This window comes from Rhizobium quercicola (assembly GCF_021168455.1).
GTDB classification, from domain to species: domain Bacteria; phylum Pseudomonadota; class Alphaproteobacteria; order Rhizobiales; family Rhizobiaceae; genus Ferranicluibacter; species Ferranicluibacter quercicola.
Genome location: NZ_JAJOZR010000004.1, coordinates 231,463 through 256,554, shown reverse-complemented (window position 1 = coordinate 256,554; position 25,092 = coordinate 231,463). Strand labels below are relative to the sequence as shown.

The window sequence follows — 25,092 nt, the reverse complement described above, 5'->3', positions numbered from 1 at the left end:
TTGATGGTTCAGGGAAATGAATTGGAGCGGCAGCGCCTTTTCGCGTAAGCCGCGCCCTGAAGCGACCTGCGTCCGCAAGACGTAACCGTCCGCGCAAGCGGCGACGCGCAAGCAGGGCGCAGAGGCCGGAGGAGGGTCACGACATGGCTGATAGGACAGGCAAGCCGCTGGCGACGACCGGCGCCGTACCGGCGGCCGTGGTTCCCGGCAACGGCGACAGCCCGCGCGGCTTCCTCCTTGCCGCCGTCGCCTATGCCTGCTGGGGCTTCCTGCCGCTGTTCATGAAAGGCATCGCCCATATTCCGGCGGCCGAAGTCGTCGCCCACCGCATCGTCTGGTCGGTGCCGCTCGTCGGCGCGTTCATCCTGTGGCTCGGCCGCACCGCGGATCTCAAGGTCGCACTGCGCTCGCCGCGCATGCTTGCCATGGCGGCGCTGACGGCGACGCTCGTCACGTTCAACTGGGGCGTCTATGTCTGGGCCATCAGCGTCGGGCGAACGCTGGAGGCCGCGCTCGGCTACTACATCAATCCGCTCTTCTCGATCTTCCTCGGCGCCGTGCTGCTGAAGGAAAAGCTGAACCGGGCGCAGCTGGTCGCCATCGGCTTTGCGGTCGCCGCCGTCGCGATCATCGCCGTGGATGCCGGCGGGTTGCCCTGGGTGTCGCTCGGGCTCTGCGTGTCCTGGGGGTTCTACGCCTTTTTCCGCAAGACCCTGCCGGTCGGGCCGAACCAGGGCTTCTTCCTCGAGGTCATGCTGCTCTCGGTGCCCTCGCTCGCTTACATCGTCTATCTGGAAAGCTCGGGGCAGGGGCATTTCACCGATACGGGCATCGCCGATGTGGTGTGGCTCATCTCATCCGGCGTCGTCACCGCCGTGCCGCTGCTGTTTTATGCCAACGGCGCCAAGCTGCTGCGTCTCTCCACCATCGGCATCATGCAGTATATCGCGCCCAGCATGGTGTTCCTCATTGCGGTCTTCGTCTTCCACGAGCCGTTCGGCATGGTGAAGCTGATGGCATTCGGGCTGATCTGGATGGCGTTGGTGATTTATACCGGCTCGATGCTCGTGGAGAGCCGCAACGCCCGACAGGCCGCAGCGTCCCTGAAGGCCTGACCCGGCACCCGCGCGCCGCCGGCCTCAAGGGGATGCACGTTACAGCTTGTCGATGATATCGCTCTCGCCGCCGCGATCGATCGTGCCGGCCCAGTGCGCCTGCAGTGCCGGCACCACCTCGTCCGGGTCGTCGATGACCAGCGGCTGCACGAGATGCGCCGTGTGGATGAAACCGCTGTCGGCCATGTGGTGGATCAGCTTCATCAGCGGGTTCCAGAATCCGTTGATGTTCACGAGCACGATCGGCTTGCGGTGCCGCCCGAGCTGCGCCCATGTCATGATCTCGACGATCTCCTCCAGCGTGCCGATGCCGCCCGGCAGCGTCACGAAGGCATCGGCCCGCTCGAACATCTTGTGCTTGCGCTCGTGCATGTCGGCCGTCACGACCAGCTCGCTCAGCTGACCGAGCGAGTGCCGGGTGGCCTCCATATCGATCAGGAACTGTGGTATGATGCCGGTCACGCGGCCGCCGTGGGACAGAACGCCGCTCGCGACGGCGCCCATGATGCCCTTGGTGCCGCCGCCATAGACGAGGTGCATGTGATGCTCTGCGATGGATTTGCCGAGCCTGCGGCCCGCATCCATGAATTCGGGCTCGCGTCCGGGCTGGGACCCGCAATAGACGCAGATGGATCGAATCGGAACAGTTTGATCGCTCATGGGGGAAGCAGACATCCGGTCCCGCACCGCGTCAAGGGACGGAACGGGCAAAACATGTAAAAAGGCACGCACGAAGGCTTCAGAACATGCATCGCTGCTTGTGGAGAAGGCCGGATATCGCTAGCAATTTCAAGAGATGCGCAGTGTGCGGAGCCGCCTGCGCGCAAGACGATAGGGCCCCCGGTGCGGGCTGATGAACACGGCAAGCGTTTTTGGCGGACACGGTCCGCCGAAACCTCCGTGGTGGAGAGGTGCATGAGGAAGAATACGGCAGGTCTGGTCGCGCTCGTCGTGCTGGCAATCGCCACGCTTTTGATGATCTTCGTCGTGTTGCCGAATGTCGGTGACGAGACGCCGCCGACGCGTGCCCAGGGCACGGGCGCGGAAAGTCCTTCGGCAGATGTGGATGGGACGCCCGGCAACGGCGATACCACGACGGCCGACGCCAAGGGCAGCCGTCCCGGTGCCGGCGATGCCGCAAACCCCGCGGGCGCGACGACCCCGGCCACTCCGGCCACCCCCTCTGCGCAGCCGAATAGCGATCCGGCAAAGACCGCCCAGCCGGCACCCACCGACGGTGCCGCCGCGCCGTCTTCGGCCCCGACACCCGCTGCACCTTCCGAAACGGCTGACGGTACCGATACGCCGAGCTTCGACGTGCTGCGCGTCGAGCCCGATGGCTCGACCGTCATTGCCGGGCGTGCCGAGCCCAACAGCAAGCTGGAGATCGTCAACGGCAATGCCGTCGTCGGCACGGCCGATGTGGGCGGTACCGGCGATTTCGCGGCCGTCTTCGACAAGCCGCTGCCGCCCGGCGATTATCAGCTGACGCTGCGTAGCACGACGCCGTCCGGCGCCGTCACCGCCTCCGACGAGGTGGCAACCGTCTCCATTCCCAAGGTCGACAACGGCCAGCTTCTCGCCATGGTGACGAAGCCGGGTGAGGCGAGCCGGATCCTGACCGCACCGAGCGAGCCGGCAGCCCCGGCGGCCGCAGCCCCGGCGGTACCGTCGGGCGCAACACCGACTACGGGTGATCAGGCCGCCCTTCAGACGCCCGCGGCGACACCCTCCGCACCCGCTCCCGCCCAGGGCACACCGGCCCAGAGCGCCCCGGCTCAGGGCACACCGGCCTCGCCGGTTGCCGTTTCCGCCGTCGAAATCGAGGGCCGAAAGCTGTTCGTCGCCGGCACGGCCCGTCCGGGCTCAACCGTTCGCATCTATGCCGACGACCAGCTGGTCGGCGAAGGCAAGGCGGATGCGCAGGGTCGCTTCGTCATCGATGGCGAACTCGGCCTGTCCGTCGGCCAGCACGTCATCCGGGTCGATATGGTCGGCGCCGACGGCAAGGTGCAGATGCGCGCCGCCGTTCCCTTCGAGCGTCCGGAAGGCGACCAGATCTCGGCCGTCGCCCAGACGCCGGCCAGCGGCTCCGATCCCGCCTTCGACGGCGCCATCTTCGATGCCTCGCGCATGGAGGCGGCCAAGGCCTTCGCGCTTCTGAAAGGTCTCTATGCCAGCGGCAAGCTGCCCGGTCTCGACCAGCTCGCGGCCGCACGCTCGGCCACGGAAATCGCCCTCACGTCGCTCGCCGGCGTCAAGCCTGTCGCCGGCATGCAGGCCGGCGTCACCGATCGTGTCAACGCCACCACGAAGGCGGCTGGCGAAGCGCTCGCCATCCTGAAGCCACTGCCGCGCGATGCCGCCGCCGTCGGCGCCGCACTCGGCCGTCTCGACGCCGCCATGGCCCGCGTGCTGGAGACTTCGCCGGCCGTTGTGGCGAACAGCCCGACCGCTACGCCATCGCCGGCGCCCGCGGGCCAGACGACCGCTCCCGGCCAATCCTCGAGCGGGCAATCCTCGTCCGGCGAACCGACGACCGGCGCGCCCGCCGCGAACACGAATGCCGGCACGCCCTCCACCGAGCCGGGCGCAACCCCGTCCGAGCCGGCCGTTGCCGCGTCTCCGCAGACGGCCGGCGGTGAGCCGGAAACCGTGCAGCAGGCGCCGCTTCAGCAGAGCAAGAGTTCGGTGATCATCCGCCGCGGCGACACGCTGTGGCAGATCTCCCGGCGCGTCTACGGGGCAGGGGTGCGTTACACCACGATCTATGTGGCCAACGAGGACCAGATCCTCGATCCCGACCGCATCCTGCCGGGTCAGGTCTTCGGCGTGCCGGACAAGGCGCTGCCGGACGCGGAATCGCAGGAAATCCACCGCCGGCACATGCAGCATGCGCCCTGACGGCAGCGCGTGAGACGGTAACGCGCAAAGGCATGGCCGCAAGACCATTGCCGCGGCCGCCGGGTAAGCCTATGTGAAGATCGACGCGGACGGCGCCTCCCTCAGGGGGCGCCGTTCGTACGTTTGACCTCTGCATGTTCGACCGGCGCTCCCGCTGTCGGACGCACGGCACTGCCGGCTGGAAATCGAAGAGACATGACGGACCAGAAGAAGACTGTGTCGGCCGATGCCGGCAATCCGCTCCGGACCATCCTCAACCTGTGGCCCTATATGTGGCCGAGCGACCGGGCTGACCTGAAGATGCGCGTGGTGTGGGCGACGGTGATCCTGCTGATCGCCAAGGTCGTGCTGCTGCTCGTTCCCTACTTCTTCAAATGGGCGACCGACGCGCTGAACGGCCGCGCCGACATGGGCGGCGTCCTGCCCGCTGTCATGACCGGCGCCCTGATGCTGGTCGTCGCCTACAATCTGGCGCGCCTGCTGCAGGCCGGCCTCAACCAGCTGCGCGATGCGCTCTTTGCCAGCGTCGGCCAGCATGCGGTGCGCCAGCTCGCCTATCGCACCTTCGTGCACATGCACCAGCTCTCGCTGCGCTTTCACCTGGAGCGCCGCACCGGCGGCCTGTCGCGCATCATCGAGCGCGGTACGAAGGGCATCGAGACGATCGTCCGCTTCACCATTCTCAACACCGTGCCGACGCTGATCGAGTTCCTGCTGACCGCGGCGATCTTCTGGTGGGGCTACGGCTTCTCCTACCTTCTGGTCACCGCCGTCACGGTCGCGGTCTATATCTGGTTCACGGTCAAGGCGAGCGACTGGCGCATCTCCATCCGCCGCTCGATGAACGACAGCGACACGGACGCGAACACGAAGGCGATCGATTCGCTGCTCAACTTCGAGACCGTCAAATATTTCGGCAACGAGCAGATGGAGGCGACGCGCTTCGACCAGTCGATGGCGCGCTACGAGAAGGCGGCGACGCAGGTCTGGACGTCGCTCGGCTGGCTGAACTTCGGACAGGCACTCATTTTTGGCCTCGGCACCGGCATCATGATGATCATGTCGGCGCTGGCCGTGCAGCGGGGCGAGCAGACCATCGGCGACTTCGTCTTCATCAACGCCATGCTGATGCAGCTGTCGATCCCGCTCAACTTCATCGGCTTCGTCTACCGCGAAATCCGCCAGGGGCTGACGGATATCGAGCAGATGTTCGATCTGCTCGAGGTGCAGGCCGAGGTGGTGGACTGTCCCGGCGCGAGGGAACTCGCGATCGACAAGGGCGCCATCGTCTTCAAGGACGTGCATTTCGCCTATGATCCGGCGCGCCCCATCCTCAAGGGCATCAGCTTCGAGGTGCCCGCCGGCAAGACCGTCGCCGTGGTCGGCCCTTCGGGTGCCGGCAAGTCCACGCTGTCGCGTCTGCTCTACAGGTTCTACGATGTGCAGCAGGGGGCGATCACCATCGACGGGCAGGACGTCCGCAGCCTGACGCAGAAGAGCCTGCGCGCGGCCATCGGCATGGTCCCGCAGGATACCGTGCTCTTCAACGATACCATCGCCTACAACATCCGCTACGGCCGCATCTCCGCCTCCAAGACGGAGGTCGAGGCGGCCGCCGACATCGCGCAGATCGGCACCTTCATCGAGACGCTGCCGGAGGGCTACGACGCCATGGTCGGCGAGCGCGGTCTGAAACTGTCCGGCGGCGAGAAGCAGCGCGTGGCGATCGCCCGCACCGTGCTGAAGAGCCCGCCGATCCTCATCCTCGACGAGGCGACCTCGGCGCTGGACACGCGCACCGAGCAGGAGATCCAGGCAGCCCTCGACATCGTCTCGCGCAACCGCACGACGCTCGTCATCGCCCACCGCCTCTCCACCGTCATTCAGGCCGACGAGATCATCGTGCTGAAGGACGGCGTCATCGCCGAGCGCGGCACCCATGGCGAACTGATCGACCGCGACGGCCTCTACGCCTCGATGTGGAGCCGCCAGCGCGAGGCGACACAGGCGGCCGAACAGCTGAAGAAGGTGCAGGACGAAGACGACCTCGGCATCGTCACCCGCCGCCCGCCGGCGGTCTGAGACGCTTCTCGGTCGGCGTTCCTGTCTCGAACGCTGCCCTATGCGGATCTGCCATCGGCCATATGCGGTCGACGGTCGGTTCGTGCTGCCGCTGCGTGGCGCCTTTCGCGCAGCGGCACGCTACCGTTCTCGCGGCCCCGCTCCATATCCTCCATGATGACCGCGATTGTTGCCGCAGGGCACGTTTCCCTATAGGTGCAGGAACGGAGTTTAATGGAGACGCTGCCCTCATGAGCCTGATCACGTCCGTTCGCAACACGCTGGTGCCGATCAACAAGGCCGGCTACCCTTTCATTGCCGGGTTCTTCGTCGTCTCCCTTCTTCTCGGTTTCCTGTGGGAGCCGCTGCTGTGGATCGGTTTCCTCCTCACCGCCTGGTGCGCCTACTTCTTCCGCGACCCCGAGCGCGTGACCCCCGTCGATGACGACCTCGTCATCAGCCCGGCCGATGGCCGCGTCTCGTCCATCGCGCACATCGTGCCGCCGGAAGAGCTCGGCCTGGGCTTCGAGCCGATGCTGCGCATCTCCGTCTTCATGAACGTCTTCAATTGCCACGTGAACCGTGCGCCCATGCGCGGCACCATCACCCGCATCGCCTACCGCGCCGGACAGTTCGTCAATGCCGAACTCGACAAGGCCAGCAGCGAGAACGAGCGCAACGGCCTCGTCATCGAGACGGCGCATGGCGCGATCGGCACGGTGCAGATCGCCGGCCTCGTCGCCCGCCGCATCATCTGCTGGTCGTCGCAGGGCGAGCAGCTGCAGGCCGGCCAGCGGTTCGGCCTCATCCGCTTCGGCTCGCGCCTCGACGTCTTCCTGCCGGCCGGTGCCGAGCCGCGCGTCAGCCTCGGACAGCTCGCCATCGCCGGCGAGACCGTGCTGGCCGAGTTCGGCTCCGAGAAGGGCCCGACGCTCGGCCGCCGCGACTGACATATCTCGATCCGACGTCGTCCCGATCGCGCTGCTTTGATCGGGACGACGCGAGACCGCGCTGGACCGCTTCCGCCGCCGCGCTATGTTGAACTGCAATTCATTCCCAGGGACCATGCGTCCCGCCTGTGCTCCCGAGGACCCAAGCGCCATGGATACGACGCCGTTTCCCCCCTACGAGCCGAACGGGCCGAAAGACGACGAAGCCCGCGGGCCGCGCCTGCGCGAAATCCCGCTGCGTCTGCTCATTCCCAACCTGATCACGGTGCTGGCCATCTGCGCCGGCCTGACGGGCGTGCGGATGGCCTTCGAAGGGCGGTTCGAGCTGGCGGTCGCCATGGTGCTGGTGGCGGCCTTTCTCGACGGCGTCGATGGCCGCATCGCCCGCCTCCTGAAGGCCACGTCGAAATTCGGCGTGCAGATGGATTCGCTGGCCGATATCGTCAATTTCGGCGTCGCCCCGGCGCTGGTGCTCTTTGCCTATGTGCTGGACGAGGCCAAGTCGATCGGCTGGATCGCCGCTTTGATCTACGTCATCGCCGCCGGCCTGCGGCTGGCCCGCTTCAACGTGATGGCCGAGCGCGACATCAAGGCGAAATGGCAGTCGGAATATTTCGTCGGCGTTCCCGCGCCGGCCGGCGCCATGCTGGTGCTGCTGCCGGTCTATCTCGGCCTCATTGGCGTCGAGCCCAACCGCACCATGGGCCTCGTTTTCTCGGCCTATACGCTGCTCATCGCCTTCCTGCTCGTCAGCCGCCTACCCGTGTGGTCCGGAAAGTCGGAGAACCGCGTTCGCCGCGATCTGGTTCTCCCGGTCATCCTGGCCGTGGTCATCTACGTCGCGACCCTGATGAGCTTCACCTGGGAAACCATGGTCATCACCGCCATCGCCTACCTCGCCACGCTCCCCTTCGGCGCCCGTGCCTGGAAAAAGAAATACGGCAGCAAGTGGCCGGAGCATCCCGAGGGCGTCCGGGACGACGGCCTGCCGGGACAGTAGGCCGGCGGGCCGAGGAGCCAACACGGCGCCCACGTGGATCCTGCGGGCGACACCAGCCATCACGATGGCGCGTGAAGCACTCCGCGCGCCGTATCGACCACGGCCCGCGTCAGCGTCGTCAGCTGGTCTGCCGCCAGCCGGTTGATCTGCCAGAAGAGCGGAACATCGAGCGGCGTGTCCGGGATCAGCTCGACAAGCCTGCCGCTCGCGAGGTGCTCGGCGACGAGGATCTCGGGGTTCATGCCCCATCCCATTCCCGAAAGGCTGGCCTCCACGAAGCTCTGCGTCGAGGGCAGCCAGTGCGTGGGGCAGACCGGATCCTCGCCGAGCGCCTGCCGCAGCCACCGGCTTTGCAGCCGGTCCTTCTGGTTGAAGGTCATCGCCGGCGCCCGAGTGAAGGCGGACGGTGTCAAGCCGCCGGCAAAATACCGCTCCACGAAATCCGGGCTGGCCGTCGCCCGATATCGCAGGGCGCCGAGCGGCGTGCGGCGACAGCCCGACATCGGCGCTTCCAGCGATGTGACGGCCGCCAGCACGCGGCCCTGCTGCAGCCACTCGGCCGTGTGGTCCTGATCGTCCACGGCAATGTTGAGGAGATGCGGCGCGTCACGTGCAAAGGCCGCCGCCGCCGTCAGGAACCACGTCGCGAGACTGTCGGCATTGGTGGCGATGTGAAGCGTGACGCGGGTGCCGGGCGACTCCGGATCGGCAAGGGCGGGCAGGTGGCCGAAAAGTTCGCTTTCCAGCATTCCCACCGTCTCCATATGCCGGCAGAGCCACGCCCCCTTCTCAGTGGCGACACAGGGCGAACCGCGAATGACGAGCGCCGTGCCCAAGCGCTCCTCCAGCGCCTTCACGCGTTGTGAGATGGCGGAGGGCGTGACGTTCAGAAACCGGGCGGCCTTGTCGAAGCTTCCCGTCTGGACGACGACGGATACGGCCCGAAGAGAGACATAGTCGATCGCCATTAGTTCCCCTTCATCGAGATAGGGACTTTAACTATCCTAATTCGAGAGCTGGCGCTATCGAAGCTCACACCACTCGGGAGACATCGATGCCGCCTGCTTCATTGCTGAATAACATGACCCTGAGTGCCTTCACGACCGGCCTCGCCATGGGCCTCACCCTCATCGTCGCCATCGGCGCACAGAACGCCTTCGTGCTGCGCCAAGGTCTGCGCAACGAGCACATCCTTGCGGTCTGCCTTGCCTGCGCCGTGTCGGATGCCGCCCTGATCGCGCTGGGTGTCACGAGCTTCCGCCAGATCGCACAGATCCTGCCGGGTCTCGACCCGTTCATGCGCTATGGCGGCGCCGCGTTCCTGATCGTCTACGGCGCGCGCAGCCTCCTGTCAGCCGTCCGTGCATCGGGCGCGCTCGATATCTCCGGGCAAACGGGCCGCGGTCTCGGCGTCACGCTCGCCACCTGCCTAGCGCTGACCTGGCTGAACCCGCATGTCTATCTCGATACGGTCGTCCTGCTCGGCACCATCTCGACGCGGTTTCCCGGCGCGCAGGGCGCGTTTGCGGCCGGTGCGATCTCGGCATCGTTTCTGTTTTTCTTCTCGCTCGGATACGGCGCCCGCCGGCTGCGGCCGCTCTTCGAGAAACCGGCGGCATGGCGCGTGCTGGAGGCGATCATCGGAATCGTGATGTTCGCGATCGCGCTCAGGCTCGTGACGGGATTGTAGCGGCTAATCCGGCAGGCGGTAATCCACGATCCGATTCTCGCGCACGACGAACAGCTTGCCCGTTTCCGTCTGGTCCGGCCCGACGAGCGGCAGGAGCGTTCGCGCGACCTCGGACGGGTGCGGGACGGTTTCCGGATCCTCGCCCGGCATGGCCTGCGCGCGCATGGCCGTGCGTGTGCCGCCCGGATCGACCGAGAGGATGCGCAGCGGGAGCCGCTGGGTCTCTCCGGCCCATGTCCGCGCCAGCGCCTCGACGGCGGCCTTGGAGGCGGAGTAGGGGCCCCAGAAGGGCTTGCATTTATGGGCCGCCGAGGAGGAGAGGATCAGCGCCCGCCCGGCATCCGACTGGATCAACAGCGGCTCCACCGTGCGGATCAGCCGCCACGTCGCGGTGACGTTGATCGTCATGACCTTCTCGAACACCTTGGCCTCGACATGGCCGATCGGCGAGATTGTTCCGAGCACGCCGGCATTGGCGACGAGAATGTCGAGCCGGCCCCAGCGCGCGTGGATCGCCGCGCCCAGCCGGTCGACTGCCTCCATGTCGGCGAGATCGAACGGCACGAGCGTGAGCGGAAGCCCGCCCTCGGCCTTGACCGCATCGTCCAGCTCCTCGAGGCCACCCACGGTCCGCGCGCAGGCAATCACCTGTGCGCCGGCACGTGCCAGCTCGAGCGCCGTGAAATAGCCGATGCCGCGCGAGGCGCCGGTGACAAGCGCGATGCGCCCCTTCAGGTCGATCGGGGTCATGCGTCAGCCGTTGCTCGCCATGACGGACAGCTTGCGGACATTGCTGGTCCCCTCGCGATCCAGAAGGCGCGTCGGATAGTCGCCCGTGAAGTAATGATCGGTGAACTGCGGCGCCTTCGGGTTGCGCGGCTCGCCGCCGACAGCCCGGTAGAGACCGTCGATCGACAGGAACTCCAGCGAATCCGCGCCGATAAAGGCGCACATGGAGGCGAGGTCCGCATGCTGGTTGGCCAGCAGCTTCTCGGCGTCCGGCGTATCGATGCCGTAGAAATCCGGATGATAGATCATCGGGCTCGCGACGCGGATATGCACTTCGAGCGCGCCCGCCTCGCGGATCATCTGGACGATCTTCAGCGAGGTCGTGCCGCGCACGATCGAATCGTCGATCAGAACGACGCGCTTGCCCTCGATCATCGCGCGGTTGGCGGAGTGCTTCAGCTTGACGCCGAAGGCGCGGATCGACTGCGTCGGCTCGATGAAGGTGCGCCCGACATAATGGTTGCGGATGATGCCGAGTTCGAACGGAATGCCGCTCGCCTGGGCAAAGCCGATGGCCGCCGGTGTGCCGCCATCGGGCACCGGCACCACAACATCCGCCTCGACCGGGGCTTCCTTGGCGAGGTTGATGCCCATGTTCTTGCGCGCGACATAGACGTTGCGGCCGCCGACCACCGAATCGGGCCGGGCGAAATAGACATATTCGAACAGGCAGAGCCGCTCCGGCATCGGCGCTTCCGCTTTGCGCGATTCGATGCTGATCGAGCCGTCCGGCTGGATTTCGCAGATGACGACCTCGCCGTTCTCGACATCGCGGACGAACTTCGCCCCGATGATGTCGAGCGCGCAGGTCTCGGAAGCGAAGATCGGCTTGCCGTCGAGCTCGCCCATCACCAGCGGGCGGATGCCGTAGGGGTCGCGCGCTGCCATCAGCTTGGTCCGGGTGATGGCGAGCATGGAATAGCCGCCCTCGACCTGGCGGATCGCATCGACGAAACGCTCGCCGGAACCGGCATGCTTGGAGCGGGCGATGAGGTGCAGCACGACTTCGGTATCCGAGGTCGACTGACAGATGGCGCCATCGGCAATCAGCTGGCGGCGCAGCGTCAGGCCGTTGGTCAGATTGCCGTTATGCGCGATGGCGATGCCGCCGACCTCGAGTTCGGCAAAGAGCGGCTGCACGTTACGCAGCGCCACTTCGCCGGTCGTCGAGTAGCGCGTATGGCCGATGCCGATGAAGCCCGGCAGCTTGGCGAGGGTGGCGGGATCCGTGTAGTGGTCGCCGACGAGGCCCATCCGCTTCTCGGTGTAGAACTGCCGCCCGTCGAAGGTGACGATGCCGGCCGCTTCCTGTCCGCGATGCTGGAGGGCATGCAGGCCGAGTGCCGTCAGCGTGGCGGCGTCCTCATGTCCGAGGATGCCGAAAACGCCGCACTCTTCGTGCAGCGTATCGCCGTCCATCTCGTCATGGATCTCGGTCGCACGCAGGTCTCTGGCGGCGGAGGCGGGGGAATGGGGCAGGGTCATCGCGGTATCACCTTTTTCTCGGCGGGTGCGGTTGGCATATCGTAGCGCGTCATCGCGCCTTCAACCAGCAATACCGGCGGAAAGATCGATGAAACGACAACAGCCCGCAAAGCGGGCTGGCATGTCTGGCGCAGGCGCGTCAGTTGTTGGTCGTCGGTGCGGCAGGCGCAAGGGCCGGCGCGTCGTCGGACGGCACCGGCTCGTTGGGCGGCGTCGTGCCGTCCAGCTCGCCCTCGGGCGTCGGCTTGCCGGTCAGGCGGTTCACCACGGTGGTGCCGACATCTTCCGGAAGCAGCGCCACGAGTTTCGTACCGAGATTGTCGAGCAGCGGCTTCGACTTGGCCTGGATGACCCAGGTCGGCTGCTGCTCGGGCTTCACGATCCAGTTGAAGAACAGCATGGCGACGACGATCAGGAGAACGCCGCGCGCCGCCCCGAACAGGAAGCCGAGCGTGCGATCGAGCGCGCCGATACTGCTGTCGATGATGAAATCCGCAATCCGCATGGTGATGAAGGAGATGATGATCAGGGCGACGAGGAAGATGACGCCGGCCGACCCGGCCGTGGCGATGGCATCGCTCGTCGTGTACTGCGCCGCATAGGGCTTCAGGTAGGGATAGAGGAAATAGGCAGCGGCAGCGGCGCCGAGCCAGCTGGCGACCGAAAGCACCTCGCGCGAGAAGCCGCGGACCATCGCAAGGACGGCCGAGAACAGCGCGACACCGATCACGATCCCGTCGAGAATGGTTATGGGCATGGTCGTCCTACTCCGAACAAGCGCCAGGCGGGATCCGCACCGGGGCATCTGCAGTCGCCGCACGTGAACCCGGCTCCGATCTGTCGCGGAACCGGACGGAGCATGTATACCGAAACGGCGGCCGTGTCCCGATATGCTTTGGCCCGAGATTATCGAGCAGTGACCGAGCGACCGTCTTGCGGTGCCCCGCCGTCCGGTCAGTCGTCCGCATCCGTCTGGCGCAGGGCACCCTTGGCGCCGGCGATGCGCGCGACCAGGTCCGGCAGGCTCTCCATTTCACCCAGCGCCATGCCCGAGCCCTTGGGCAGATCGGGAGAGGCGCAGGGCAGGACAGCTTGCGAGAAGCCGAGTTTCTCGGATTCCTTCAAACGCTGGGCCGTATGCGCAACCGGCCGGATGGCCCCGGACAGGCTGATTTCGCCGAAATAAACGCAATCGGTGGGAAGGGCAAGACCGGCAAGCGAGGAAACCAGTGCGGAAGCCACGGCAAGGTCCGCCGCGGGCTCCGCGATGCGGTATCCCCCGGCCACGTTGAGATAGACGTCGTGTTGCCCGAGCCGCACCCCGCAATGGGCCTCCAGCACCGCGAGGATCATGGACAGCCGCGCCGAATCCCAGCCGACGACGGCGCGCCGCGGCGTTCCGAGCGAGGTCGGCGCCACCAGCGCCTGCACTTCGACCAGCACCGGCCGCGTGCCTTCCATGCCGGCGAACACGGCGGCGCCGGGCGATTTCGCATTGCGTTCGCCGAGGAAAAGCTCGGAAGGGTTGGTGACTTCGCGCAGGCCCTTGTCCGACATCTCGAACACGCCGATCTCGTCGGTCGGCCCGAAGCGGTTCTTCACCGTGCGCAGGATGCGGTAATGGTGCCCGCGGTCGCCCTCGAAATAGAGGACGGCATCGACCATGTGCTCGACCACGCGCGGCCCGGCGATCTGGCCTTCCTTGGTCACGTGGCCGACGAGCACGACGGTGGCGCCCGTCTGCTTGGCAAAGCGGATCATCGCCTGAACGCCGGTGCGAACCTGCGTCACCGTGCCCGGGGCCGAATCGACGACGTCGCTCCACAGCGTCTGGATGGAATCGATGATGAAGAGATCCGGCCGCTTGCCCTCCGACACCGTCGCGAGGATGTCCTCGACATTGGTCTCCGCCGCCAGCAGCACGTCGGTGTCGGCGGCACCGAGCCGCTGGGCGCGCAGACGCACCTGCGCCACGGCCTCTTCGCCCGAGACGTAGATGATGCGGTGACCGTTGCGCGAGAGCGCCGCGGCCGCCTGCATGAGCACCGTGGATTTGCCGATGCCCGGATCGCCGCCGATCAGCACGGCCGATCCGCGCACGAAGCCGCCGCCCAGCGCCCGGTCGAACTCCGAGATGCCGGTCGTGATGCGCGGCGCGTCCTCGGTCTCGCCCGAAAGCGTGGTCAGCGCCACCGGACGCCCCTTCTTCGGCGTCTTGCCCGGCCCGCCGCCGATGCCGCCGAGCGGGTCCTCCTCGACGATGGTGTTCCACTGTCCGCAACCCTCGCACTTTCCCACCCAGCGGGATGTGACGGTGCCGCAATTCTGGCAGACGAAATTGGTTCTGGCCTTGGCCATTCAGTCGGTATCGCTTTCGGTAAAGGTGGATGCGGAGATGGCCCGGCGTCCACGAAGGATGCGCAAGACGTGAAGCTCCGTTTCCGTGACGTACAAAGAGATGCAGCGCTGGCGATAGACAAAAGACCGAAGTCCGGAAGCGCCATCGTGGCTCGAGCCAATGAGGCCGAAACCCGCCATCCTGCCGATAGGGTCCGTCAGGTCGGTGATGAAGGCGTCGGCTGCGACCGGGTTCTCTTCCGCGATATCATTAAAGGTGTCCGCTTGGTCCCTGAGCGCGCGACGGCTCATGTTCAGGCGCCGAGCGAGCATTCTGTCGTTCCCGTGCGAGTGCGAGGATATGTTTCTTCAGGTCGCCGGCCTTCTCGAACGTGACATACCGCCCCGCCTCGATATCGTCCTCGCCGACCTTGATGAGGCGCCGCAACTCTTCGTCTTCCTCGCGCAGAACCTGAAGTCCGGCCCGGATCACATCGTCGGCGGTTCGATAGGCACCCATCTGCAGCTGCTCTTCGGTGAAGGTGCGGTCGTCGTCGCTCAAATGGATGTCAGTCATGCTGATCTCCTTTTGTTCTCTCCTAGCGCATCTCGAACGGCTTTCCAAGATGCCGCGTCAAACTTCCTCGTCGGCCTCGCGATAGGCGCGATCGTAGCGGTGGCCGAGGCTGGTCAGCAGCTCGTAGCCGATGGTTCCACCTGCGCGCGCCACATCGTCGAGCGCGATGTTGCGTCCGAAGAGCTCGATGTAATCGCCGGCACGCACGGCGTTTTTGGGCAGGTCGGTGACGTCGAACAGGCTGAGATCCATGGTGACGCGGCCGACATGCGGTATCTTGCGGCCATGCAGGAAACCATGAGCACCGGAGGGCGCCGCCTGCCGCAATGTCACGCCGCTGCCGGACACCGAGCGGTGGTAGCCGTCGGCATAGCCGACCGAGGCGATGGCGATGCGGCTGTCGCGGGCAAAGGTCGCGGTGGCGCCGTAGCTCGCCGAGCCGCCCTTCGCCACGGAGCGCACCTGGATGATCCGGGCCTCGGCGGTCACGACCGGCGTCATCGGATTGGCCATGCCGTTCACCGCCTCGCCGCCATAGGTGGCGATGCCGGGGCGGGTCAGGTCGAAATGATAGTCGGGCCCGAGATGGACGCCCGCGGAATTGGCAAGGCTTGCCTCCACGCCGTCGAAGGCGGCGCTGACCGCGCGGAAGGCGGAAAGCTGCCGGGCGTTCAACGGATGCGCGGGGTCGTCGGCACAGGCAAGGTGGCTCATGACCAGCATCGGCGAGAAGCTCGCCGGACGCGCCGGGTCGGCGGCAAGCGCCATCGCCTCTTCCATGGAAAGGCCGAGTCGGTTCATGCCGGTGTCCACGTGCAGCACGCACGGATGATCGCCGTGCTCGGACAGGGCCGCCATGAAGAAGGCGAGCTGCTCCTCGGAATTGATGACCGGCACCAGCCCGTTTTCGAAGAACAGCGGCTCGATGCCGGGCCAGATACCGGCAAGAACATAGATGCGGCCTTCGGGCACCCGCGGGCGGAGATCCACACCCTCTTCGGCATTCGCCACGAAGAAATCCCGCGCCCCGGCCCGGTAGAGCGTCTCCGCCGCCGCCTCGATCCCGATGCCATAGGCATCCGCCTTCAACACGGCCGCCGCCCGCGCACGTCCCGACCGCGCCTTCATCTGGCGCCAGTTGTCGGCAAGCGCCTGCAGATCGATGGTCAGGCGGTTCGCCGCAGCGGAAAAGACGTCGTCCATGATACCTCTGAGATCGCGCGTTCGAGCTTGAAACCAGATAGTCCTGACAGGCCAGTGGGGCAAGCCGAAGGCGATGTCGAAGGTCCGTGGCAAAGCGTCACTTTTGTTCAAGATCGGGTTCACGTCCTGCGCTATCCTGACCGGATGCAGAACGTGTCCCAGGAACAGGCCGCAGAGATGATGCCGCTTTCGCAGGTCGAGCGGACAGTGTTCTGGCGCGAGCCGGGACTGATGGGCATGGAATGCCTGAGCGCGACCTTCGTCACCCATGCCTTTGCGCCGCATGCGCATGATACGTTCAGCATCGGAGCCATCGAACACGGCAGCCAGATCGCCACGATCCGGGGCAGTCGCGAAGCCTCGGGACCGGGCGACCTCTATCTCATAAACCCGGGCGAGTTTCACGATGGCGTGCCGGGAAGCGAGGGCTACCGCTACAGGATGATCTACCCGGATGCCGCGCTCCTGCGCGAGATTCTGGAGGATGTGACCGGCCGCACGCTGCAGTCGTCACCGGCATTTTCCCGGCAGATCCTGCATGACGCTCCTCTCGCCGCAGCCTTTCATCGCGCGCACCGCACACTTGAGATGCGGGTCGGGGCTCTGGAGGCGGACGAGAGCATCTACACGGTTCTCGCCGCGATGTTCCAGCGTCACGGCAGCCTCATCCTCCAGCCCATCGACACGCGGGAGGCCACCGCCGTTGCGCAAGCGCGCGACTATCTCAGAGAGCATTTTCGTCAGGATGTCGGACTGGTCGAGCTGGCGCGGATTGCGGGTCTCAGCCGTGCACATCTTATCCGCGCTTTCCGGCGGGCCTACCACGTGACGCCGCATGCCTATCTCACGGATTGCCGCATCCGCGAAGCGCGCCGTCTGCTGCGCCTCGGTGCCGCGCCTTCGGCCGTGGCCTTCGAGTGCGGCTTTGCCGACCAGGCGCATTTCACGCGGCATTTCAAGGCGCGCACCGGGCTGACCCCCGGTCAGTTTCGCGTCCGCTGACAGGTTTCGCAGAATATCTCGACCCGTATCACTTTCGTTCAAGACCGTCCTCATGCCGAGCCTTAGGACGCTTCCGGAACAATGGAGGCGCGGACGATGGCGAGTATGAACACAGATGATGATGGTGGTTTCCGGGGCGGCATGCGGACGATCACGCCGTTGATCGTCGCCGTGATTCCCATCGGGATGGTGTTCGGGTCTGTTGCCGCAACCAAAGGCCTGTCTCCGTTCGAGGCGACATTGATGAGTGCGCTGGTCTTTGCCGGCGGATCGCAGTTCGTCGCGATGGATATCTGGAGCCATCCGGCATCCTGGAGCGCCGTTGCCACGGCCGCCTTCCTCGTCAATATTCGTCACGTGCTGATGAGTGCGTCTCTCGGTCGCCGAATGCAGGGAATGTCTCCCGCTGCCCGTTGGATCGCCATGCTTTTTCTTGCCGACGAGATATGGGCGATGGCAGAGGCTCGCAGCCGGCGAGCACCGCTGACGGGACCATGGTTCGCCGGTCTGGTCGCCCCATTCTATGCGGCGTGGGTGCTTTCCACGCTTTGCGGCGCAGCCGCAGGGGCGTTTCTCGGTGATCCCAAGACGATAGGACTGGATTTCGCCTTTCCGGCCGTCTTCATCGTCTTGGTCATGGGGTTCTGGAAAGATCGGCAGGCGGGCGTTACGCTTGCGGCCAGCGCCCTGATGGCCTTGTTCGTGCATCGGTTCGTTCCCGGCGTCTGGTACATCGCCGCCGGCGCGGGTGCGGGTCTGGCCGTGGCAGCCTGTATCGACGCGGGCGAAGAGGCGGTCGCGTCGTGACGCCGGGATCGGAAGACGTCCTTTTCTTCGCCGTCAGCTCCGCTACGCTTCTGGCCATCGTCGCGATGGCTGGGGCAACCGCGCTCACGCGGCTTGCCGGGCTGGTGCTGATCCGCCATGTCGCGCTCGGACCCCGTGTGCGCCGGTTCATGAGCGCCATTCCGCCCGCCGTTCTCATGGCAGTGATTACGCCGACGGCCTTGGCCACGGGGCCTGCGGAAACGGCGGCGACCGTTGTCACGGGCCTAGCGGCAACCCGCCTTCCGCTCTTGGGCGCGGTCGCGATCGGCGTTTTTTCCGTCGCTATGTTGCGGGCAGCTGGCTTATAGAGTGCCGGCACAAAGAGGCCGGCACGCCGCCCGCGCCGATCAATGCTCCTCGTACTGCGTGAAGGAGGGGTCGGCGAGGTCGGTGAAGCGGGTGTATTCGGACTGGAAGGCGAGCTTGACCGTGCCGGTCGGTCCGTGGCGCTGCTTGGCGATGATGACGTCGGCGGTGCCCTTCACCTTTTCGAAGGTCTGCTTCCATTCCTCGTATTTGGGGTCGAACTCGTCGCGCGGCTCCATGTTCTTCACGTAGTATTCCTCGCGGAACACGAAGAGCACCACGTCGGCGTCCTGCTCGATCGAGCCGGATTCGCGGAGGTCGGAGAGCTGCGGGCGCTTGTCCTCGCGGCTTTCCACCGCGCGCGACAGCTGCGACAGCGCGATGATCGGAACGTTCAGCTCCTTGCCGAGCGCCTTCAGACCCGTCGTGATCTGGGTGATCTCCTGCACGCGGTTCTCGCCCGACTTGCCGGCGCCGGTCATCAGCTGGATATAGTCCACCACCAGGCAATCGAGCCCGCGCTGGCGCTTCAGGCGGCGGGCGCGCGCCGACAGCTGGGCGATCGAGATGCCACCGGTCTGGTCGATATAGAGCGGCACCTTCTGCATCATCTGGGCGCAGGCGACGAGTTTCTCGAAGTCGTGCTCGGTGATTTCGCCGCGGCGGATCTTGGAGGAGGAGACTTCCGTCTGCTCGGAGATGATGCGCGTGGCCAGCTGTTCGGACGACATTTCGAGCGAGTAGAACCCGACGACACCGCCGTTCTTGGCCTTGTAGGAGCCGTCCGCCTGAATCTCCGGCTCATAGGAGGCCGCGATGTTGTAGGCGATGTTGGTGGCGAGCGAGGTCTTGCCCATGCCCGGACGTCCCGCAAGCACGATCAAGTCCGAGCGCTGCAGGCCGCCCATCTTGCCGTCGAGAGAATGGATGCCGGTGGAGATGCCCGACAGGTGTCCGTCGCGCTCGAAGGCCTGGCCGGCCATGTCGATCGCCAGCGCCACGGCATCGTTGAACGCCTGGAAGCCGCCATCGTAGCGGCCGGTCTCGGCCAGTTCGAACAGGCGGCGTTCGGCATCCTCGATCTGCCCCTGCGGCGGCATATCCAGCGGCGCGTCGAAGGCGATGTTGACCATGTCCTCGCCGATGGTGATCAGCGAGCGGCGCAGCGCCAGGTCGTAGATCGCCCGGCCGTAATCCTCGGCATTGATGATCGTCACGGCATTGGCGGCGAGCTGCGCGAGATACTGCGAGATCGTCATGTCGCCGACCTTCTGGTCGGGCGCGAGGAAGGTCTTCACCGTCACGGGATGGGCGGTCTTGCCCATGCGGATGATGTCGCCGGCGACCTCGTAGATCTTGCGGTGCAGCGGCTCGTGCAGGTGCACCGGCTTCAGGAAGTCCGAGACGCGGTAGAAGGCGTCGTTGTTGACGAGGATCGCGCCGAGCAGGGCCTGTTCCGCCTCGATATTGCTCGGAGCTTCCCGGTACTGGGGTTCCATCGGCTGCTGGCTCATGGCCGCAACTCTGCGCGCTGCTTCATTCATCGTCTTCTCTCGTCTGGCCGCTTGAGGGGCCTGTGATTGGCTGATCGTCGCACCGAGTCAAGCAATGGGACGGCCTGTTACCGCTCTCCACAGCCGCAGGGTGGCGACAGTGGAAATCGGTCCCGTCTGCGCCATCTCTGCTTGACCGGCCACCGGACATCTCACGGCAGCGAATCGTTTCGGCAGGGTACGCCAAACGAGCGCGGCAGGAAATGCGGGGAACGACCCGATGACGGCTTGCAACGCATGACGCTCTGTATTACTTCGACCACACATAGTTAGTGTACTACTATTATGGAAAGAGTAGCAGTTGACCGATCTCGCTAATCGCGCCTTGTTCGACGCCCTGCAATCCGTGAACCGGAAGCTGCGGGCCGTCTTCGATGCTAAGGTCAAGGAGCGTGGGCTGACGCTGTCGCGGGCGCGCGCCTTGTTCGCGCTGTCGCGCCGCGACGGCCTCAACCAGCGCGAGCTTGCCGAAGAGCTGGCGATCGAGACGCCGACGATCGTGCGGCTTCTGGATGGCATGGAGGCGCAGGGCTTCATCGAGCGGCGGGTGGAAAAGTCCGACCGGCGCGCCAAGCAGATCCATATGACGCCGATGGGGCGGGCGCTGGCTGAGGAGATCGAGGTCATAGCCTGCGGCATTCGCGCGGACCTCCTCTCCGGCGTCAGCCTGAAGGACAAGGAAACCGCGCTCGCGGTGATGACGGCGATGGCGGACAACATGATCCTGATCGGGCGGGAGAGCGTCTCGTGACCGACACCGTGATGTCCTCGATCGAAAACCGGACGGCGTCCGGGCCCGAGATGCCGGCGCCCACACAGCCGGCAACCGTGCCGCAGCCGGCCGTCCATATCTCGCGCGGACGCGCCTCGCTCTACATGTTCACATCCGTGCTGATGTTCCTGACGCAGGGCCTCGGCATGAACTTACTGAACGCCAATCTCTACCAGTTGCAGGGCGCCTTCTCGGCCACCGTCAACGAACTCGCCTGGCTGTCGGCGGCCTATATGGCACCCTATGCCAGCCTGTCGGTGGCGCTCTTCAAGATCCGCACGCAATACGGCCTGCGCCGGTTCGCCGAGCTTGGCATCCTCTGCTTCGTCTTTGCCGCCTTCGCCAATCTCTTCGTGTCGGACCTGCATTCCGCCCTCATCATCCGCTTCGTCAACGGCGTCGCGGCGGCACCGCTTTCCACCATCGGCATTCTCTACATGCTGGAAGCGTTTCCGCCGGCCAAGAAGCTCTCCATGGGCCTCAGCCTCGCGGTCATGAACACGCTCCTGTCCGCACCGCTCGCCCGCATCATCTCGCCGGCATTGATGGAATATGGCGGCTGGCGCGCTCTCTACACGTTCGAGGTGGCGCTGGCGCTGATCGCGCTGCCCTTCATCTACCTGCTGCCGGTCACCGCCCCGCCGCGCGCGAAAGTCATCCAGACGCTTGACATCTTCAGCTACCTCATCCTCGCCGGCGGCTTCGGCTGTCTCGCCATCCTCCTGTCGCTCGGCCGCTTCTACTGGTGGTTCGAGGCGCCCTGGCTTGGCGTTCTCCTGGCCTGTTCCATCGGCCTCCTCTCGGTCTTCGTCGCCATCGAGATCAACCGGTCCCAGCCCATGCTCGACCTGCGCTGGATCTTCTCCTGGCCGAATATCCACATGGCCGGCGTCCTGATCCTGTTCCGCACCGTCTCTTCCGAGCAGACGACGACCGTCTCGGGCTTCTACCAGCAGATCGGCCTTCTGAACGACCAGACGATGCGGCTTTATGCGATCATCCTTGCAGCCTCCGTTGCAGCCGGCCTGTTCTGCACCTTCCTCATGGTGAAGAAGCAGCTCGATCTCGCCCATGTCATCGCGCTGCTTCTCATCGGCACCGGCGCCTGGCTCGACAGCCAGTCGACCAACCTGACCCGGCCCGAGCAGATGTATTTGAGCCAGGCGCTGGTGGCCGCGGGTGCCGCGATGTTCCTGCCACCGGTGATGACCACGGGCTTCGGGGCGGCGCTTGCCAAGGGGCCGATCTACGTGGTCAATTTCATCGTGATCTTTCTCTTCACCCAGAGCCTCGGCAGCCTGATGGCCTCGGCCGCGCTCGGCACCTTCGTCACCCTTCGCGAGAAATTCCACTCCAATCTGCTGGCCGAGCAGATCATGCTGTCCGACCCGCTGGTCGCCAACCGCGTGACGCAACTGGCCGGCGCCTACGGCAAGGTCATCACCGACAAAACGCTGCTGAATGCCGAAGGGCTGCAGCTCCTGACGCAACAGGTGAGCCGCGAGGCCTATGTGCTCGCCTACAACGATGCTTTCTTCGTCATCTTCATCGGCTGCGCGATCTCGCTCGCTATTCTCATCGGTCACCTGATCTGGCGCCGTCTGGTCGCATCTCCCGACCCGGCCGCTGTTGCCGCCTGATCTCGACATCCTTTCATTGAAGCCGTCTTCCACAGAGTCCGCCATGTCCAAGCTCACACGCTCTCCCGTTACCCTTCTTGTCCTCCTCGCCGGCGCCATCGGTGTCCTTCTCGTGCTCTATGCCTGGCGCCTGCCGCCCTTCGTCACCTCGGTGGAAACCACGGACAACGCCTATGTCAAAGGCTACGTCACCATCATGAGCCCGCAGGTCGCGGGCTATGTGGTGGAGGTTCCCGTGCGCGACTATCAGGCGGTGAAGGAGGGCGACGTGCTCGCCCGCATCGACGAGCGCATCTACCGGCAGAAGGTGGCGCAGGCCCGTGCGACGCTTGCCGGGCAGAAGGCGGCGCTCGACAATTCCCGCCAGCAGGAAGCCTCCGCCAAGGCCAGCATCGCCTCCAGCGATGCGCAGGTGCTGGGTGCCAAGGCCGCCCTGCGCCGGGCCGAGCTGGCCTCCGAGCGCGTGAATCAGCTGGCGGCGCGCAGCGTTGCCTCCACCAGCGAGGTCGAGTCGGCACAGGCGACGTTCGAGCAGGCCAAGGCGGCGGAGGCGCAGGCCGAGGCCGCGGTCGAGGTCAACCGGCAGGCGCTCGCCACCATCATCGTCAATCGCGGCTCGCTGCAGGCCGCCGTGGCCGGTGCCGAGGCCGCCGTCGAGCTTGCCGAGATCGATCTCTCCAACACCGCCATCCGCGCCCCCCGCGACGGGCATCTCGGGGAGGTCGGCGTGCGTCTCGGACAATATGTGACGGCGGGCACCCAGCTGATGTCGGTGGTGCCGAGCGAACTCTGGGTGGTCGCCAACTATAAGGAAACCCAGCTCGACGGCATGAAGGTCGGCCAGCCCGTCACCTTCTCGGTCGATGCGCTGGAGCACCAGAGGCTGACCGGCCACGTGCAGCGCTTCTCGCCGGCCACCGGCTCCGAGTTCAGCGTCATCCGTCCCGACAACGCCACGGGCAACTTCACCAAGATCGCCCAGCGCGTCGGTGTCCGCATCTCCATCGATCCGGGCCAGGCGGCGGCCGAACGGCTCGCCCCCGGCCTCTCGGTCGTCGTGCGCATCGACAAGTCGCTCGAGCCCGATGCGAAGGTCGCGGATGCCGAGTGAGGCTCCGGGACGGCATGGCTGAAACGACAAAGGCCCCGGAGCGGCGAACGCTCCGGGGCCTTTGTCGTGATCGATTCGCGACGGCTTATTCTTCGTCGTTGTCGAATTCGGCTTCCGGGTTGAAGAAGTCTTCCGGACGCAGGGCATCTTCGTCGACGCCGTAGATGGCATCGGCGGAGTTGAGGTTTTCACCCTTTGCCTGACGCTCGGCTTCGTCGGCCGAACGGGCAACGTTCATCGTGACCGTGATCTCGACTTCGGCATGCAGGTGGATCTTGACCGGGTGCAGGCCGATCGACTTGATCGGGTTGTTCAGGTCGACCTGGTTACGGCCGACGTTGAAGCCTTCGGCAGCAAGCACTTCGGCAACGTCGCGGGCTGCGACCGAACCGTAGAGCTGGCCGGTTTCGCCGGCGGAGCGAACGACGTTGAAGCTCTTGCCGTCGAGCTGTTCGGCAACCGTCTGGGCTTCCGACTTGCGCTCGAGGTTGCGGGCTTCGAGCGTCGCGCGCTCGCTTTCGAAACGGGCCTTGTTGGCAGCGTTGGCGCGCAGCGCCTTGCCGAGCGGCAGCAGGTAGTTACGGGCAAAGCCGTCCTTGACCTTGACCGTTTCGCCCATCTGGCCGAGCTTGGCAACGCGTTCGAGAAGAATGACATCCATGGTTTTGTCCTTTCAGGTGTCTGTGTCTGGAATGGTTATTCAGGCGTCTTTCCCGTCGGGTTCTCCCCGGTTTTTTTCCGGGTCGGAGACAGCGCGATCGCTCGGCGTGTATCCATGAGGCCTGACAGGAGGAAGAAGAAGGCGGGAATGGTGAAGAGCAGCACCGAGAGGTAGCCGAGCCAAAGCACCGGAAGCCGCCAGGACTTGCCGCGGGTGCGGAAGTGGAAGACGGCAAAGCCCGAAAGCAGGAAGCCGGCGCCGAAGGTGCCGCAGACGAGGGCGCCGACAGCACCCGCCGCGCCACCGGCGAAGGTCAGCACCAGGCCGCCGAGAAAGGCGAAGATGGCGAACCGGTGCATCCGCAACGTCGAGGGGATATCCTCGCGGGGACGCAGGCTGCGTCCGGACATCTGTACGATCCGCGTTGCCGTGTAATAGGCCGCAAACAGCATCAGCACCCAGAGCGCGCCCTGGATCATGGGCAGCGCGACGCTGAACACGGCCTTGATCTGCGCGAGAGCGGCGGGATCCGGATTGTAGGTCGGCTCCTGGCTCTTCAGCGCTTCGATGACGATATCGACCATCCCGGCCGCGGTTTCCGTGCTGTAGCCGAGCACGACGCCGATGATCAGCATGCCCGCGGCAACGAGGCCGGCAAGGTGGGTCAGGATATCCGAGAGCGGATACCAAGCCATGGCGTCGTCGGGCCCGCCGATCTCGCTTGCCGGCCGCGCCAGGTTTGCCAGATGCGATAGCCATGCGGCGGGGATGAGCGTGACGACGAGGATGAGCAGCGCGAAATAGGGGGAGACGGCGATGGCCGCAAGGAACCCGGCAACGACGACGGCGACGATGGCGGCCACATTGCCCCAGCCGAGCCCGGCGATCAGGATCGGCAGCGCGGAGGCGGCGTAAAGAACGATGGCAAGCGAGGAGGGCGTGGTTGCGCCGAACGACAGGAACGCGGCGGTCACGCCGGCCAGAATGCCGGTGAGCAACGATGTCCTGTCGATGGCTGTCACGTGTCGCTGTCCTGCTCGTCGGCAGTTAGAGGACGAAGATGTCCCCAACATGGGTTTTGAGGTTTCGAAAAACGCTCAGGTCCGAT

Annotated in this window: 24 protein-coding genes; 12 read left to right on the top strand and 12 right to left on the bottom strand. The window is 65.6% G+C overall.

Annotated elements, in window-relative coordinates:
- The first annotated feature begins 143 nt into the window (after window positions 1-143).
- The gene (gene rarD / locus LRX75_RS08065) at window positions 144-1,115 is read left to right on the top strand and encodes an EamA family transporter RarD (protein ID WP_231813335.1); all 972 of its coding nucleotides are present in this window, start codon (window positions 144-146) and stop codon (window positions 1,113-1,115) included.
- 39 nt (window positions 1,116-1,154) lie between these two features.
- Here rarD and LRX75_RS08060 read toward each other — a convergent pair whose 3' ends face one another.
- Window positions 1,155-1,775: an LOG family protein gene (locus LRX75_RS08060; RefSeq protein ID WP_231813334.1), complete on the bottom strand. Its 621-nt coding sequence runs from the start codon at window positions 1,773-1,775 to the stop codon at window positions 1,155-1,157.
- Window positions 1,776-2,030: 255 nt separating this feature from the next.
- Here LRX75_RS08060 and LRX75_RS08055 point away from each other — a divergent pair, with 255 nt between their 5' ends.
- The 4 genes from LRX75_RS08055 to pssA all read left to right on the top strand — a co-directional run bounded on the left by LRX75_RS08055 (window position 2,031) and on the right by pssA (window position 8,030).
- The gene (locus tag LRX75_RS08055; protein WP_231813333.1) at window positions 2,031-4,019 is read left to right on the top strand and encodes a LysM peptidoglycan-binding domain-containing protein; all 1,989 of its coding nucleotides are present in this window, start codon (window positions 2,031-2,033) and stop codon (window positions 4,017-4,019) included.
- Window positions 4,020-4,214: 195 nt separating this feature from the next.
- Window positions 4,215-6,101, top strand: coding sequence for an ABCB family ABC transporter ATP-binding protein/permease (locus LRX75_RS08050; RefSeq protein ID WP_231813332.1), 1,887 nt, complete (start codon window positions 4,215-4,217; stop codon window positions 6,099-6,101).
- A gap of 230 nt (window positions 6,102-6,331) precedes the next feature.
- Window positions 6,332-7,030: a phosphatidylserine decarboxylase gene (locus LRX75_RS08045; RefSeq protein ID WP_231813330.1), complete on the top strand. Its 699-nt coding sequence runs from the start codon at window positions 6,332-6,334 to the stop codon at window positions 7,028-7,030.
- A 151-nt stretch (window positions 7,031-7,181) separates the two neighbouring features.
- Window positions 7,182-8,030 (top strand): CDP-diacylglycerol--serine O-phosphatidyltransferase, encoded by an 849-nt coding sequence (gene pssA / locus LRX75_RS08040; protein ID WP_231813328.1) that lies wholly within the window; start codon window positions 7,182-7,184, stop codon window positions 8,028-8,030.
- 59 nt (window positions 8,031-8,089) lie between these two features.
- Here pssA and LRX75_RS08035 read toward each other — a convergent pair whose 3' ends face one another.
- Window positions 8,090-8,998, bottom strand: coding sequence for a LysR family transcriptional regulator ArgP (locus LRX75_RS08035; protein ID WP_231813327.1), 909 nt, complete (start codon window positions 8,996-8,998; stop codon window positions 8,090-8,092).
- 113 nt (window positions 8,999-9,111) lie between these two features.
- Between LRX75_RS08035 and LRX75_RS08030 the strand changes: the two genes are divergently transcribed.
- Entirely contained in the window at window positions 9,112-9,720 is a 609-nt protein-coding gene (locus LRX75_RS08030) for a LysE/ArgO family amino acid transporter (RefSeq protein WP_231813326.1), read from the top strand.
- Between the two features lie 3 nt (window positions 9,721-9,723).
- Here LRX75_RS08030 and LRX75_RS08025 read toward each other — a convergent pair whose 3' ends face one another.
- From LRX75_RS08025 to alr, 7 genes are all read right to left on the bottom strand, one after another.
- Window positions 9,724-10,470, bottom strand: a complete 747-nt coding sequence (locus LRX75_RS08025) for an SDR family NAD(P)-dependent oxidoreductase (protein ID WP_231813325.1) — start codon at window positions 10,468-10,470, stop codon at window positions 9,724-9,726.
- Window positions 10,471-10,473: 3 nt separating this feature from the next.
- Window positions 10,474-11,994 carry an amidophosphoribosyltransferase gene (purF, locus tag LRX75_RS08020; protein WP_420851169.1) on the bottom strand — a complete coding sequence of 507 codons (1,521 nt, stop codon included), beginning with the start codon at window positions 11,992-11,994 and terminating at the stop codon, window positions 10,474-10,476.
- A gap of 139 nt (window positions 11,995-12,133) precedes the next feature.
- Window positions 12,134-12,751 (bottom strand): CvpA family protein, encoded by a 618-nt coding sequence (locus tag LRX75_RS08015; RefSeq protein ID WP_231813324.1) that lies wholly within the window; start codon window positions 12,749-12,751, stop codon window positions 12,134-12,136.
- Between the two features lie 197 nt (window positions 12,752-12,948).
- Window positions 12,949-14,352, bottom strand: coding sequence for a DNA repair protein RadA (gene radA, locus LRX75_RS08010; protein ID WP_113150279.1), 1,404 nt, complete (start codon window positions 14,350-14,352; stop codon window positions 12,949-12,951).
- Window positions 14,353-14,664 carry a type II toxin-antitoxin system RelE/ParE family toxin gene (locus tag LRX75_RS08005; protein WP_231813323.1) on the bottom strand — a complete coding sequence of 104 codons (312 nt, stop codon included), beginning with the start codon at window positions 14,662-14,664 and terminating at the stop codon, window positions 14,353-14,355.
- Entirely contained in the window at window positions 14,603-14,908 is a 306-nt protein-coding gene (locus LRX75_RS08000) for a type II toxin-antitoxin system ParD family antitoxin (RefSeq protein ID WP_231813321.1), read from the bottom strand. Before LRX75_RS08000 ends, LRX75_RS08005 begins: the two co-directional genes overlap by 62 nt.
- Before the next feature lie 57 nt (window positions 14,909-14,965).
- On the bottom strand, window positions 14,966-16,111 hold the full coding sequence (gene alr, locus LRX75_RS07995) for an alanine racemase (RefSeq protein WP_231813319.1): 1,146 nt from the start codon (window positions 16,109-16,111) through the stop codon (window positions 14,966-14,968).
- Between the two features lie 144 nt (window positions 16,112-16,255).
- On the opposite strand from alr, the gene LRX75_RS07990 reads away from it, so the two are divergent.
- The 3 genes from LRX75_RS07990 to LRX75_RS07980 all read left to right on the top strand — a co-directional run bounded on the left by LRX75_RS07990 (window position 16,256) and on the right by LRX75_RS07980 (window position 18,249).
- A complete protein-coding gene (locus LRX75_RS07990; RefSeq protein ID WP_231813317.1) occupies window positions 16,256-17,113 on the top strand; it encodes an AraC family transcriptional regulator in 858 nt (285 codons plus the stop codon).
- An 81-nt stretch (window positions 17,114-17,194) separates the two neighbouring features.
- Window positions 17,195-17,920: an AzlC family ABC transporter permease gene (locus LRX75_RS07985; protein WP_420851168.1), complete on the top strand. Its 726-nt coding sequence runs from the start codon at window positions 17,195-17,197 to the stop codon at window positions 17,918-17,920.
- Window positions 17,917-18,249, top strand: coding sequence for an AzlD family protein (locus LRX75_RS07980; protein ID WP_338110288.1), 333 nt, complete (start codon window positions 17,917-17,919; stop codon window positions 18,247-18,249). Before LRX75_RS07985 ends, LRX75_RS07980 begins: the two co-directional genes overlap by 4 nt.
- Window positions 18,250-18,288: 39 nt before the next feature.
- Here LRX75_RS07980 and LRX75_RS07975 read toward each other — a convergent pair whose 3' ends face one another.
- Complete coding sequence (locus tag LRX75_RS07975; protein ID WP_062594835.1) at window positions 18,289-19,791, bottom strand: replicative DNA helicase; 1,503 nt, start codon at window positions 19,789-19,791, stop codon at window positions 18,289-18,291.
- 310 nt (window positions 19,792-20,101) lie between these two features.
- On the opposite strand from LRX75_RS07975, the gene LRX75_RS07970 reads away from it, so the two are divergent.
- From LRX75_RS07970 to LRX75_RS07960, 3 genes are read left to right on the top strand one after another with little or no spacing between them, the layout of a single operon-like run.
- Window positions 20,102-20,551 carry a MarR family winged helix-turn-helix transcriptional regulator gene (locus LRX75_RS07970; RefSeq protein WP_231813315.1) on the top strand — a complete coding sequence of 150 codons (450 nt, stop codon included), beginning with the start codon at window positions 20,102-20,104 and terminating at the stop codon, window positions 20,549-20,551.
- 11 nt (window positions 20,552-20,562) lie between these two features.
- Window positions 20,563-22,212, top strand: a complete 1,650-nt coding sequence (locus tag LRX75_RS07965; RefSeq protein ID WP_420851173.1) for an MFS transporter — start codon at window positions 20,563-20,565, stop codon at window positions 22,210-22,212.
- A 43-nt stretch (window positions 22,213-22,255) separates the two neighbouring features.
- Window positions 22,256-23,323, top strand: a complete 1,068-nt coding sequence (locus LRX75_RS07960) for an HlyD family secretion protein (RefSeq protein ID WP_231813313.1) — start codon at window positions 22,256-22,258, stop codon at window positions 23,321-23,323.
- An 85-nt stretch (window positions 23,324-23,408) separates the two neighbouring features.
- On the opposite strand, the gene rplI is transcribed toward LRX75_RS07960, so the two are convergent.
- The gene (gene rplI, locus LRX75_RS07955; protein ID WP_092933036.1) at window positions 23,409-23,984 is read right to left on the bottom strand and encodes a 50S ribosomal protein L9; all 576 of its coding nucleotides are present in this window, start codon (window positions 23,982-23,984) and stop codon (window positions 23,409-23,411) included.
- Between the two features lie 35 nt (window positions 23,985-24,019).
- Window positions 24,020-25,006: a DUF2232 domain-containing protein gene (locus LRX75_RS07950; RefSeq protein ID WP_231813311.1), complete on the bottom strand. Its 987-nt coding sequence runs from the start codon at window positions 25,004-25,006 to the stop codon at window positions 24,020-24,022.
- Window positions 25,007-25,092: the final 86 nt, after the last annotated feature.